At 29.4% G+C, this 14,673-nt stretch carries 10 protein-coding genes and 1 pseudogene; 3 read left to right on the forward strand and 8 right to left on the reverse strand.

Features of this window, described 5'->3' with window-relative positions; translation table 11 throughout:
* Positions 1-3: 3 nt before the first annotated feature.
* Complete coding sequence (locus ARA19_RS16275) at positions 4-600, reverse strand: hypothetical protein (RefSeq protein ID WP_055071965.1); 597 nt, start codon at positions 598-600, stop codon at positions 4-6.
* 186 nt (positions 601-786) lie between these two features.
* A complete protein-coding gene (locus ARA19_RS16280) occupies positions 787-2,652 on the reverse strand; it encodes a pyridoxal-dependent decarboxylase (protein ID WP_055071966.1) in 1,866 nt (621 codons plus the stop codon).
* An 807-nt stretch (positions 2,653-3,459) separates the two neighbouring features.
* Here ARA19_RS16280 and ARA19_RS16285 point away from each other — a divergent pair.
* The 3 genes from ARA19_RS16285 to sdaAA all read left to right on the forward strand — a co-directional run bounded on the left by ARA19_RS16285 (position 3,460) and on the right by sdaAA (position 6,673).
* Positions 3,460-4,941, forward strand: coding sequence for an APC family permease (locus ARA19_RS16285; protein WP_055071967.1), 1,482 nt, complete (start codon positions 3,460-3,462; stop codon positions 4,939-4,941).
* 170 nt (positions 4,942-5,111) lie between these two features.
* Positions 5,112-5,795 carry an L-serine ammonia-lyase, iron-sulfur-dependent subunit beta gene (sdaAB, locus tag ARA19_RS16290; RefSeq protein ID WP_055071968.1) on the forward strand — a complete coding sequence of 228 codons (684 nt, stop codon included), beginning with the start codon at positions 5,112-5,114 and terminating at the stop codon, positions 5,793-5,795.
* Between the two features lie 2 nt (positions 5,796-5,797).
* Positions 5,798-6,673 (forward strand): L-serine ammonia-lyase, iron-sulfur-dependent, subunit alpha, encoded by an 876-nt coding sequence (gene sdaAA / locus ARA19_RS16295; RefSeq protein WP_055071969.1) that lies wholly within the window; start codon positions 5,798-5,800, stop codon positions 6,671-6,673.
* 170 nt (positions 6,674-6,843) lie between these two features.
* On the opposite strand, the gene proC is transcribed toward sdaAA, so the two are convergent.
* From proC to ARA19_RS18335, 6 genes and pseudogenes are all read right to left on the reverse strand, one after another.
* Positions 6,844-7,653, reverse strand: coding sequence for a pyrroline-5-carboxylate reductase (gene proC, locus ARA19_RS16300; protein WP_055071970.1), 810 nt, complete (start codon positions 7,651-7,653; stop codon positions 6,844-6,846).
* A 105-nt stretch (positions 7,654-7,758) separates the two neighbouring features.
* Positions 7,759-9,093, reverse strand: coding sequence for a replicative DNA helicase (locus ARA19_RS16305; RefSeq protein ID WP_055071971.1), 1,335 nt, complete (start codon positions 9,091-9,093; stop codon positions 7,759-7,761).
* 222 nt (positions 9,094-9,315) lie between these two features.
* On the reverse strand, positions 9,316-11,214 hold the full coding sequence (lonC, locus tag ARA19_RS16310; protein WP_055071972.1) for a Lon family ATP-dependent protease: 1,899 nt from the start codon (positions 11,212-11,214) through the stop codon (positions 9,316-9,318).
* A 14-nt stretch (positions 11,215-11,228) separates the two neighbouring features.
* Positions 11,229-11,675 (reverse strand): 50S ribosomal protein L9, encoded by a 447-nt coding sequence (gene rplI / locus ARA19_RS16315; RefSeq protein ID WP_055071973.1) that lies wholly within the window; start codon positions 11,673-11,675, stop codon positions 11,229-11,231.
* A gap of 2 nt (positions 11,676-11,677) precedes the next feature.
* Complete coding sequence (locus tag ARA19_RS16320; RefSeq protein ID WP_055071974.1) at positions 11,678-13,639, reverse strand: DHH family phosphoesterase; 1,962 nt, start codon at positions 13,637-13,639, stop codon at positions 11,678-11,680.
* Between the two features lie 38 nt (positions 13,640-13,677).
* Positions 13,678-14,669, reverse strand: a pseudogene (locus ARA19_RS18335) (DUF2232 domain-containing protein).
* Between the last annotated feature and the right edge of the window lie 4 nt (positions 14,670-14,673).

The following is a 14,673-nucleotide window of genomic DNA, read 5'->3' on the forward strand; positions in this document are numbered from 1 at the left end:
CACCTATCTTACTCTTACTTTATGCATTTTTAAATAATTTGCATACTTAAGTCTGTTTTTATTCCAATCTACATATCCGTAGAATAATCCAGCAAATAACCAAGCTACATATTGCATTACTGCTGGAACAAGTGCTTCATGAGGGTAGTAACATAGCGCTGTAGCTATAATAACTCCCCAAAAGAATAATCCATTAAATATTAAGTAATATCCTATAAATCTCATACTTCTAAAAGCGCCCATATTCTTATTATATAAATTATTCATAAAATTCCATTGAAATTCTCCATAAATAAAACCAGATATTATTACTACTATTATTTTTATTATTAAAGAATCTATACTTGCTCTATTTACTCCTAAAATATATGTAAATATTACTTCTAAAAATATTATTGCTGGTATAAATTTAGCAAATAAAGTATCTATAATAATAAATTTAGTTTTTCCTCTTTCTAAAGTTAATTTATAATAATCCTTTTCTTTACTTTTTTCATATTTCACTGCTAATGCTCTTTTTTCTTTGTATCCAATAGCGAATAGTATTATTGCTATAATCATCAATATTATATTAGTAATTATAATCTCATTATTATGCATTATATTCTATCCCCTTTTTCATTCAATTTTCTTACTAAAATCTTTTTAAAGTAATATTATTGATTCCAATTATATTATTTTAAAGAAATTTTAATTAATTATATATTCTAAAAAAGAGGAGTATCAAAACACCCTTAATATTACACGGTCTTGTAATTTTGATAGATCCCCTCTAACTACTAAATATTAAAATTCAATATCTTTTATAACTTCTCCTAATAATTTAACCATACTCTTGTCCATCTCTTTTGAATAATATTCAAAAACTTCTGGTCTATTTAAGAAAGGTGATAATACACAAGATCTTAATACTACTACATTGTGAACTCTTTCCCATTCTGATTCTGGCATTCCACATCTTAATACTAAATCTTTTGGTGCATCTCCATAGTCAGCATGATTAAATTCAGTATGTGATATCATTAAATCACTTTTATATGGTTCATCTGAAGCTCTAACTTTTTTATTATAAAATTCTTCTGTTAATTTATTTAATACATCAAGATTTTTATTTCCTTTAAAGTTAACAATAAAATCAACCATATTGAAATCAGGTTCAGTTAAAGTATGAAGCTCTATGATTTTATCTCCAACTTTATATTCTTTAATTTCTTTTATTTTTCTATATAAATTATGAGAACCTTCTATACTTGCTCCTAATAACTTACCGTAACCTGTTATATTAAGAGGTAGTGTTCTATGTGCTGCCCAAACTGCAGCTGCAGCTGCTCCTGGCTTTGAACCAGCTAAAATAAATGCTCCTAATAATTCTGGTGCTGCATTTGTTTTTGGGAATACATAACTTGCATAATAAGAAACTATATTTCTCATTCTTTTATCTTTGATTACTATACCACCTGCTTGATATGGAACATAACCCATTTTATGAGGGTCCATTGTAATACTATCAGCTTCTGATAAAGCTTTAAATCCTTCATAAACTTCATCATTAGGCCAATAGAAATTAGGATTTTTAAATACTCCATGTTTTATAAATTCATCATGTAATTTATCTTTTGGTATGAAATTAAAGTTTTCATCTAAGAAGATAGCTCTTCCATATCCACCATAAGCTGCATCTATATGATAATAGAAGTTAATACCTTTCTTAGAATATTCTTTTTTCATTTCAATCACTTTATGAACTCTATCTATAGCTCCTTCTTCAGTTGTACCAATGACTGATATAACTGCCATTATAGGTATATGTTGTTCTACTAATTTATCTATTTCAGCTTTTAATATATCTGTATCCATTCTATAATTATTATCTACTGGGATTGATATTATATTATCTGAACCAACACCTATTAAATCAGTTGCCTTAATCCATGAGTAGTGTTTAGTTTGAGGTACTATAATCTTACCTAATTTACCCATTTTATCATGTTTAGCTCTAATTGAATGATTTTTTATCTCATCCATTTTATCCATATGTCTATCTAATATATCTAACATTTCTGGAAGAGACATATTTAAAAGTTCCCATTCGGATCTTCCTTCAACTTCTTCTGGTATAACTTCTTTAATAGCTAATGGAATTGATTTAACATTTCTTGCATACCATAAAGCTTCATAGTTAGCTATAGAACCATCTGCAGAAATATGTCCCCAACTTTCTCCTATTTTATATCCCATTAATCTACACATGTCATCTCCAACTTCAGCCTCTAAATCTGAAGTAGCTGGACCTGCTTCATAAGCAACATTATTTCCGTTATATAATGTTGCTGCAAAGTATCCTAATAATGAAGGCATTAATGTTTCTGAACACATATGTCCTATATATCTTGGTGAATGCCAAGGCATCATTTTACTTCTTAATCTTGATGAAAGTTCATCTAAAGTATTTTCTAATCTTTCAACACTTTCTTTATACTCAGTAGATTCTTTATCTCTTAATGTTATAACTTTTCCATCCTCTGGATGATAATTTTTTCTCCATTCAGCATGATCATCAAACATTCTTAAAAGATTACTTTTAAATAACTCTTTATTTTCTGATTTTGGCCCTATAAACATAGCCTCTAAGCTTACATCTTGTTTGCTCATTTTAATCACTCCTAACATTATGAATACCATAAAATCCATAAAGCTCCTTTAATATAATCTTTTAAATAAAAACTCTAGAATATCTTAAAGCAACTCTATGGCTTAATCATATTACTTTAAAATTTTAAAAACAAATCTCTTTAAAATTAAATTGTCAAAAAAAATATATATATACATTCACATAATAAAAAAAAATATACTTCCATTTAAAATACTTTACTATTTCTAAAGCAAATTGTTATAAATAATACATTTTTAACAGTTAATACATATTTTATAAAATTTAAAGTAATTTTCACTTATATAAGTTATTAACCAATATATTATAAATAATTGATATTATTCCAATATTATATATTACTATCTAATTTAAAGATAATTAGCTTTTTCACTGCATTTTTCTTGATTAATGCACAATAATGTTTTTCAAATAAACCTAGTGATATTCCTTAATTTCTTAATTTTTGAGAGTTTTTTCAATAAAGAGAAAAAAATATTAAATTTGAATCTTTGTTTTACTTTTTTATTTATTTTGAATATAAACCCCTTTAATTATATCTATTTTTAATTTTTCGTTAAAAATTTATCAGAACTTAATCAACTTCACCAATTTGTAAAGTTTATCTTATACTCCTATAATTTACATATAAACCACTTTACTGTGTTAATTTAGATTCTAAATCTACTTAATTAACTTTTAAAATTAAATAGTTCAATGAAGATAAACAATTTGTGATTTAGCATCTAAATGAACATAGCTTAGGAGTTATTATAATTAAATTATAATTACGAAAGGAGTTATGTCTTATGGCTAATTCAAAAGAACAAGGAGAAAAAACTGGTAAGTTAACTCTTATGGGATTCTTCTCAATGACAGCTTCAATGGTTTTAGCTGCCTATGAATTCCCAACATTTGCAACATCAGGTTTTTCACTAGTATTCTTCTTAATATTTGCAGGTATACTATTTTTCCTACCAGTTGCATTATGTGCAGCAGAGATGGCTACAACACCAGGTTGGGAGGAAGGAGGAGTTTTCACTTGGTCTAGTAGATCCTTGAATAGTAATAAACTTGGTTTTGCCCATGTATTCTATCAATGGTTTGCAACATCAATAGGTTTCTCAGCAATGATGTACTACGTTATAGGTGCATTAGCTTATTTATTTGGGTTCCCAGCACTATCAACAAATCCTTTAATTAAATTTGTTTGTATGGTAGTTATTTTCTGGATTATAGTTTTCTCTCAATTTGGAGGAACAAAAAATACAGCAATTATTACTAAAGTTGGTTTTATAGCTGGTATCTTAATACCTGCTATTTGCTTAATACTTCTTGGTATATGGTATGTAGCCACTGGTCATCCAATTCACACTACACTTAGTGGTGCTGCTTTAATACCAGATTTCTCAAAATTTAATACATTAGTTGTATTTGTTACTTTCGTCCTCTCCTATATAGGAGTTGAGGCATCAGCTACCCATGTTCATGAAATGGAAAATCCAAATAGGGATTATCCACTAAGTATGTTTATGCTAGTAGTCCTTGCTATAGTTTTAAATACTCTTGGTGGTCTTACTATAGCAATGGTTATACCAGAAGCTCATATTAACTTAAGTTCTGGTATTATCCAAACATATTCTACTGTATGTGCTTTATTCTCAACATCCACTTGGTATATTAGAATTCTTGCTTTATTAATGGCAGTTGGTGTATGTGCTGAACTTAGTGCTTGGGTTGTTGGTCCTTCCTTTGGTATGCTTAGATGTGCTCAAGAAGGCTATTTACCAAAATACTTAACAAAAGTTAATAAAAATAATGTGCCAGTTAGATTAATAGTAATTCATGCTCTTATTGTTTCATTCTGGTTCGCTTTATTAACATTTGGTGGTGGTACTGGTGGCGGTAATATGTCCTTCTTAACTGCTATGTCATTGACAACTGTAACATTCTTAATGGGTTATATTATATTCTTCTGTGCTTATTTGAAAAAAGTATATAAACATACTGAATTAAAGAGTTCTTATAATATCCCAGGTGGTAAAGCAGGAAAAACTATTGTTTCAGTTGTTGGATTAATAGTTACTTTAATGGCTTTATGTATTTCATTTGTTCCACCACAAGGTTTAACAGCTAGTCAATCAAAAACTTATGAAATTATACTAGTAATAAGCTTTATTATTATAGCTTGTATACCATTTGTATGCTATTCATGGTATAGTTCATATAAAAAATCTCATGGTATAAAAACACCAGCTGAAACAGTTGCTGAAACTACAAAAGCTAACTAAATTTATTCTATTTTAGAGACTAAATTCAAATTTATGAATTTAGTCTCTTTTTTTAATAATATTTAATAAAAACATAAAAAAATAATGTAATCTTTATTGCTTAATAGGAGAAAATAAATTACTATGTTCTTATAATTCAATTGAATTATTGTAATAAAGGAGATGATTTTATGAATAGATATGGAGTTTTTGATGTTATAGGACCTATAATGATAGGACCTTCAAGTTCCCATACAGCAGCTGCTGCAAGACTTGGTAAAGTGGCCTCTACCATATGTGGTAAGCCTATAAAAAAGGTAACTTTTCTCCTTCATGGTTCTTTTGCTAAAACTTATAAAGGCCATGGTACTGATAAAGCGTTAATTGCAGGTATTTTAGGTATGGAGCCTTCTGACCATAACCTAAGAAATTCTTTTGAAATATCTAAAAATAAAGGTTTAGAAGTTGAATTTGTAGAAACTGATTTAGGAGATGATGTTCATCCTAATACAGTTAAATTTCTTATGAATACTACTGATTCTGATATTATTGAAGTAATGGGCTCTTCCATTGGTGGTGGTGCAATTAAAATCACAGAAGTTGCTGGATGCAGTGTAGACTTTACAGGGCAATATCCTACACTAATAATATCTAATAAAGATATCCCAGGTTCTATCTCTGCAATAACAAATATTATCTATGAGCATAATATAAACATTGCAACTCTTAAAGTTTATAGAGTTCAAAAAGGACAAACCGCTAGTATGTTATTTGAATTAGATAATAATTTACCTAAGGAAGCTTTAGATGAAATTCGTGCTGTTCCATCAGTTTATAAAGCTATCTTAATAAGCCCAGAATCCAAGGAGGTATAAAGATGTTTGCTAAAAATGGTGCTGATTTACTTGAAATTTGTGCTAAAAATCATTGGAGTTTAGCTGATTTTGCAATAAATTATGAAATAGAAAATAATAAACTATCTAGAGAAGATGTTATAGAAAACATGAGAAAAGTTCTAGATGTTATGAAGGAAAGCGTAACTGTTGGAGTTGAAAAGGAAGTTATCTGCCTTAGTGGTCTTACAGGTGGTAACGCTTATAAGGTTGGTAAATATTTAGAAAAAGGAAATACTCTTTGTGGTGATACAATAGTTAAAGCTATAGCAAGAGCTATGTCTTGTTCAGAACTTAATGCAACAATGGGAAAAATAGTAGCTTGTCCTACGGCTGGTTCCTGTGGAATTCTTCCTGCTGTAATAACTACAGTTGGTGAAAAATTAAATCTTTCTGATGAAGAAATGATTAAAGGACTTCTTGTTTCCTCTGCTGTCGGAATGATAATTGGTCAAAATGCTACCTTTGCTGGAGCAGAAGGTGGATGTCAAGCTGAATGTGGTGCAGCTTCTGCCATGGCTTCTGCTGCAACTGTATTTCTTATGGGTGGAACTAATGAAATGTGCTTACACGCTGCTGCCATAGTAATAAAAAACATATTAGGATTAGTATGTGACCCTGTTGCTGGAATAGTTGAAGTTCCTTGTGTAAAAAGAAACTTTGCTGGTGCTGTAAGTGCTTTAAGTACTGCTGATTTAGTAATGGCTGGAGTTATTAGTTACATACCATTTGATGATGTTGTAGAAGCAATGTATAAGGTAGGTAAAACTTTACCAGAATCCCTAAGAGAAACTGCTTTAGGTGGTCTTGCTGTAACAAAAACAGGATTAGAATTTAAAGAAAAAGTTTTTGGTAAATAACAAAAATAAGGCTGGAATCTATTAATATAGATTCAGCCTTATCTTTTTAGGAGTTTGTTTTCTTTGCTTGTTCATGTGTCATGTGTTTTATAATTTGTTCAAAAGTAATCATTGATAATGATTATCTGTCTCTATGTCTTTATTATATTCTAATTGATAACCAATGTCAATTACTTTTTACTCATTTTTTTAGATTTTTCTTCACAAGTTTTCATAGCATTTATTATTGCTTTTCTTAAACCTTCTTCTTCTAGCTTTGTAACAGCTTCTATAGTTGTTCCTCCAGGTGAACAAACTTTATCTCTCAACATAGCTGGATGCTCATTAGATTCTAATACCATCTTAGCTGAACCTAACAATGATTGTGCTGCTAAATTATATGCTTTATTTGCTGGAATTCCAAATCTAATTGCTGCTTCTCCCATTGCTTCTATTATCATATAAGCATAAGCAGGTGATGATCCACATAAAGCTATGAATCCATGGAAGTTTTCTTCATTTATCTCTTCAACTTTTCCAAAACTATTAAAGATTTCTTTTATCTCTTCAAGTTCTTCTAAAGTTACATTTTCATTAGCACATAAAGCTGTCATAGCTTCTCCTACTAAGGCTGGTGTATTTGGCATAGCTCTTGTTATTTTTAAATTCTCAATACTAAACCAACTTTCTACATCATGAATAGTAATTCCAGCTGCAATTATAACTATAATTGTATTTTGTTTTATGTTTTCTCTTATTTCTTTTATTACTTTTTTATATAAGTTAGGCTTAATAGCTAATACTAAAATATCACTTTTCTCAGCTACTTCTATATTATTACCTATATTAACATTAAATTTTTCTCTTAATTTATTTTTACTTTCATCACTTTTAGCTGAACATATTATATTTTCAGGTGAAAACTTATTTGAAGAAATCATTCCTGAAAGCATAGCTGTTCCCATATTTCCACAACCAATAAAACCAATAATTCTTTCCAACACCTTCACTCCTTTATCAAGCCTTTAAATAAAACAAAGAATTTTATAAAATTCTTTGTTTTATTTTAATTTTTATTTTGTTTTATTTCAAATCTATAAGCTAATTTATTCAATATCCGATAAATCAAGATTACCGAATCTACTATATTGACCAAGCCATGCTAGTTTAACAGTTCCAACTGGACCGTTTCTTTGCTTAGCTATAATGCATTCACCTATATTTTTATCCTCTGTTTCTTTATTATAGTATTCATCTCTATATAAAAACATAACAAGGTCAGCATCTTGCTCTATAGAACCAGATTCTCTTAAGTCAGAAAGCATAGGTCTATGATCAGCTCTTTGCTCAGGTGCACGAGATAACTGTGATAATGCTATTACTGGACATTTCATTTCCTTTGCTATTGCTTTGATATTTCTTGATATTTCTGAAACCTCTTGTTGTCTACTTTCTTCACCGCTACCACTCATAAGTTGAAGATAGTCTATTAAAATTAGGTCTATTCCATATTCTATTTTTAATTTTCTACACTTAGACCTCATTTCCATTATTGATACACCAGCAGTATCATCTATATATATTTTTGCTGATGATAATGGACCTGCCGCCTTGGCTATATTTTCCCAATCCTTATCTTCTAATTGACCTGTTCTTAAAGCAAGCATATCTACACTAGCTTGAGAACAAAGTAATTTATATGCCAATTGTTCCTTTGACATCTCTAAAGAAAATATAACAACACTTTTACCTTCTTTTAAAGCTGCATGTTCTGCTATATTTAAAGCAAAAGTTGTTTTTCCCATTGATGGTCTAGCAGCTATAAGAACCATGTCTCCTGGTTGGAACCCTGAAGTTTTTTCATCTAAATCTGTAAACCCAGAACCTACACCAGTTATTTCACCTTTATTATTATAAAGTCTCTCAATATCTGAAAGCCCTCTTTCTAATACATCACTTATATGTTCAAACTCTCCAGAATTTTTTGTTTCTGATATATCAAATATTTTCTTTTCAGCTCCATCTATTACACCAGATACATTTTCTTGATTATTATAACAATTCTCAATTATTTCTGTTGATGATTTTATAAGCTTTCTTAATGTTGATTTATCAGCAACTATTTTTATATATTCCTTAACATTTGCTGAAGTTAAAACACCTTCTACTATCTCATTTATGTAACTTATTCCACCTGATTTTTCTAATCTGTCGCTAGATTTTAAGTACTCCGTTAGAGTAACTTGGTCTACCGCTTCATCTCTCTGAAACATCTCTACTATACTTTTAAATATGGTCTTATGTGAATCTCTATAAAAATCCTCATAAGATAGGGCCTCTGCTGCTTTTGCTATAGCTGTTCTATCTATCATCATAGCCCCTAAAATAGCCTGCTCAGCCTCTATGCTTTGAGGTAAACTTTTCATTACAGGTGCATCCAAACTCTTTCTCCCTCCAAATCTCACCAAATTACTAGTCTAATACCGAATTAAAAATTTAGATGGAGTAATACTCCATCTAAATTTAGTCTCACTTTATATTATATCATTATTATAAAATATTAAAACAAAAGAGTACACCAAATGTGTACCCTTTTTAGCATAAAACTCGACTCGCATTCGCTCGCTGAGTAATTTCTACCAGCCAAATTAAAATTTGTGGTATTAGTTAAATGCAATGTCTAATAACTCATTTATGTCACTTATTGCTTTTACTTCTATATCTTTAAGATTTCTAGGTATTTCTCTTTCGTTATCCTTTGGTACTGTAACGATTTTTATACCTTTTCTCTTAGCTCCATATATTTTTTCAAATATTCCACCAACAGGTTTAATATGCCCTCTTAAAGATATCTCTCCTGTTACAGCTAAGTCTTGTCTTATAGGCTTTTCTAATAAAGCACTTATAATACAAAGTGTTATTGCTGCACCAGCTGAAGGACCATCTATTTTTCCTCCTCCAACTACGTTTACGTGAATATCATAATCTTTTATATCTTTATCAGTTACTCTTCTAATAACTGAAGCAGCATTAAATACTGAGTCTTTTGCCATTGACCCAGCTGTATCATTAAATCTTATATGTCCTGACCCAGGTTTTTTAGCTTTAAATGTAACAGCTTCTATTTCTAAAGTTGAACCTAAGAAACCAGCAACACCTAAACCTGAAACCTTTCCGATTTCTCTTCCATCTAGTTCTTCTGCTCTTTCGTATGGTATGAATCTACCCACACTTAGAACTTCTTCAACATCTTTAAGCATTACTTTTACTCTTTTAGGTTCTGCACTCTTGCTTCTTAGAAGTGCTTGTCCGTAAGCATCAGCTAAGATATTTACAGCTTTTCTACCTTCTATTGTGTATCTAGCTATAAGCTCATTTACACCTTTTTCTAGTATTGCACCTAATTTTTTAGCTGCATTTGTAACTATTTTTTCAATGTCAGCTGCATTTAAAGGTTCAAAATAAACCTCTGTACATCTTGATCTAAGAGCTGGGTTTATTTCTCCAGGACTTCTTGTTGTTGCACCTATTAATACGAAGTCTGCTGGTGCTCCATTATCAAATAAATATTTTATATATTTGGGAACATTCTTATCATCTGGATCATAATAAGATGATGAAAATTCTACTCTTTTATCTTCTAAAACTTTTAATAATTTATTTTGTAAGAATGAATCTAATTCTCCAATTTCATCTATGAATAAGATTCCACCATGTGCCTCTGTAACTAATCCTGTTTTTGGTTCTGGAACTCCTATTTCTGCAAGGTCTCTTTTACTGCCTTGATAAATAGGATCATGAACTGATCCTAATAGTGGGTTAGATATTTCTCTTGGATCCCATCTTAAAGTAGTTCCATCAACCTCAACAAATTTTGAATCATCATCAAATGCTGATTGCTTTATTTTTTTAGCTTCTTCTAAAGCTATTCTAGCAGCAGTTGTTTTACCAACCCCTGGAGGTCCGTAAAGAATTATATGTTGTGGATATGGTGATACTAATTTTGAAATTAATGATTTAATTGCTCTTTCTTGCCCTACAATTTCTTTAAAAATATCAGGTCTTAATAATGACATGATATTTTTATTTGGCACTCTATTATCTAAAGCTTCTAAATCTTCTAATTTCTTTAAAGTCCCTGCATTTTCAGGTCCTTTCTTTTTCTTTATTATTTCAAGTCTCATTTCATCCATGTACTTTTCTTGCTTTTCTTCAAGAGCTCTGTTAACTTCACCGGTTATTTTTTTCTTTAAATATCTCTTAGCAAGTTCTCCAGACATAAAAGCACAAGTCTCTTCTAAAACTTTTTCTACTTCATCTTCTGTTGGAACAGTTTTTATTCCTTTGCCTTCTGAAACTATTACATTTAGTGCATATAACTTTTCATAAGCATTTTCTGAATCTACATATTTTTGAAGTTTAAATCTTATAGTTCTAGCTCTAATAGCTCCCTCATCTAGCATTTTTGCTGCTACATCAAAAAGGACATCTACTTGTTCTCCTAGACTAAGACCATCTTCCATCAAATATTGTATAGCTTTATTTTTATCTATAGTCTTCAAATTTATAATCCCCCTTATGCTACAGGAACAACCATTACTTTCATTTTTGTTGATACTTCAGGGTATAACTTAACGTCTATTATATATGTTCCTGCTACTTTTATTGTATCCATTGTTATTTTCTTTTTATCTATTTTTACATTAAATTGTTTTTCTATAAGTTCTGCTACGTCTTTGCTTGTTATAGCTCCGAATAACTTTCCATTTTCTCCAGCTTTACCTTCTATTTTTATGACTTTATCTTTTAATTCTGCTGCTAATTTTTGAGCAGCCTCTATTTCAGCTAATTTTTGTCTTCTTTCATTTTCTTTTTTAACATTTAAAACGTGAACGTTGTTATCTGTAGCTTCCTGAGCTAACTTTTTAGGGAATAAAAAGTTTCTTGCATATCCATCTGATGGATTAACAATATCTCCTTTTTTACCTAATCCTTTAACATCTTTTAATAATATAACCTTCATTATTATTCACCTTCCTTTAAATATTCCTTTAAAACATCTTCCAACATTTCAATAGCTTTATCCATTGAAATATTATGAAATCTAGTTCCAGCCATGGTCATATGACCACCGCCGCCTAATCTCTCCATTATCACTTGAACATTTATTTCTCCGAGAGATCTAGAACTCAAATATATATCTTCTCCTGATTTTACAAAAACAAAAGAACAACTTATTCCGCTTATAGTTAACAACTCATCTGCTCCTTGAGCAGCTAAAGCCGTATCAGTAATTTCTTCTGGGCACTTAGCTATAGCTATTCCATTAACAACTTTTGCAGATTTAATTACTTCTGCCTTCATCAAATAGCTTCCCAAATCATTATCAAATATTTTTTTTACTTCTACAGTATCAGCACCTAATTTTCTTAGAAAAGCTGCTGCTTCAAAAGTTCTAACTCCGGTTTTATAAGTAAAATTCTTTGTATCTAAACAAATTCCAGCAAGTAAAGCTTCTGCTTCAATCCTTTTAAGCATAGGTTTTTCAAGCATATACTGTATCATTTCTGTTATTAGTTCTGATGTAGATGATGCATAAACCTCTATATAGTTTAATAATGCACCTTTAATATAATCAGTGGATATTCTGTGATGATCTATTATAACTACTCTATCACAATTCCTCAAAAATTCAAAATTTGAGATATAACTTTCGTTATGAACATCAACTACTATTATAAGAGATTTATTTGTTATAACTTTCTTAGCTTCTTTAAAATCACTTATAATATCATTATAATCTTGCAATTCAGTTAAGTCTTTAATAAAATTATCTACTGTTTTGGTATTATCTTCAAGAACTATTTTGCAATCTTTTCCTAAAGCTCTTACAGTAGCTGATAATCCTAGAGCAGCTCCAAAACAATCCATATCTGTTTTTTTATGACCAACTATAAATACAGAATCACTTTCATATATTAAATCCTTTAAAGCATGAGCTATTACCCTTGCTTTAACTCTTGTACGTTTTTCTTTTTCTCTTGCATTCCCTCCAAAGATTTGAAATTCCTTGTCTGTTTTTATAACAACTTGGTCACCACCTCGCCCAAGAGCCAATTCTAAGGCTTTAAATGCATACATTTGGTTTTCTTGTGGATTTCCACCATACCTACCAACTCCAACACTTAATGTGACTGATACCTTATTGTAAAAATCAATTTCCCTGAATTTATCTAATATATCAAACTTTCTACTTATTTCTTTATCTATTACAGAATCTAATACTGATAATACGTATTTATTATCATCATACTTTGCTATCATTGCACCTAATGAATCAGCATATTTGTTTATATTTTTTTCAATTTCAGCTAAAAACATAGGTCTATTTTCCTGCTCTATATCTATTATAACTTCCTCTAAATTATCTACTTCTATTAAAACAACGCTTTGTTTAGTTACTTTATTAGCTGGTATTATTTTATTAAAATTCACTAATATATAGATTTTTTGGTCTTTATCACTACAATAAATTTTTTTACCATAAACCTCATATATAGATTTTTTTATTTTTAAATTTTGACTTGTATTTTTTTTTCCCTTTATTATAGTCTCTAAGTTAATCTCTTTTAAAATATACTTTAGATTTTCACCTATTATATCACTATTAGCAAATTCCTGTTTAAACCTTTCATTAACCCATCTAATTTCTCCAGTATCACTTATAATACAAGCAGGATAAACAAAATTTAAAACATTATCCTTAATACCTTCTTCTAAGTTTTTAGACATAGAAATTGTATCTCTTTTAAAGTCCTTAAAATTACAATTGGTATAACATACTATTAAAGTCAAAAGGATAATGTACGCCACTGATACTATAACAAATAATATCCAATCATTCTTATATCCTAAAAGAATAAGTATTAAAATCACTATGGAAGTAATTATATATATTGGCGATTTACTTTTAATTTTTGAAAACATAAATTTCTCCTCTAAAACTCCACTTTTAATAACAATAGTTATTCAACCTTTTCCATTATTATTTTCATTAAACTATTCTTATTTATGCCTCTTGTATCCATTATCAAGTCAATCAGTCCTAATATCCCCATAAATAATACTCCTATTGCCCCAGTAAACATCATGATTATAACCAGCATAACTGGTATAGCTCTTAAATTCCCAAGTGGAGAATTTTTTTCTATTAAGAAATAAATCAGACTTAACCCTTCCATAGAATAAATAACAAAAAGTAACATCATGGAAGAAAAAATAATGCTATTTCCTATATTTAACCCATTCTGAGCTAATATTATTCCAAATATACTTACTATTACTAATATTAATGCAACTATGGGATGTATATACCATCTACTAAAAGACTCTATTTGATTTACTTTAAAATTTAATCTTTTTAAAATATTATTAGCTATAATAATACTTACTAAAGCCATTATAAATGCATATATAATAAGTACTGTTGGCATTATTATTAAAATATTTTTCATAGTAAAAAAACTACTCAATTGATTAATATTATTAGCTTTATCACCTAATAATTTTGCTGATTCTGCCATCATCGGTTTATATAAATCTATAATATATTTTTGTATAAAAGTTGTTAGACTTATATTAAGAATCATATATATATACTTATACTTATAATCAAGGATATTAAACTCCCTATTATTAACATACAAAATGTACTTCCACTACTTCTATTTTTTTTAATAGAATGACCATAAGCAAAACTTAATATCACAACAGGAATCGCCGAAACAACTCCATTAATTATACCCGTAAATAAACTAAGTAATATTGCTGAGGCTATACTTCCAACAGCCCACAACTTTAAATTATGCTTAACATAAATTAATGCCAACGGGATAAATGCTATAGCTACCATTAATATAGTAAAACCCAAGAAATTACCTATTAACATAATTACAAATGTTAATGCTATTAATACTGCTGAATCAGTTATAGCCCTTGCTCCTGTGCTATCTTTCATTGTT

This window comes from Clostridium massiliamazoniense, assembly GCF_001403635.1.
GTDB classification, from domain to species: Bacteria; Bacillota; Clostridia; order Clostridiales; family Clostridiaceae; genus Sarcina; species Sarcina massiliamazoniense.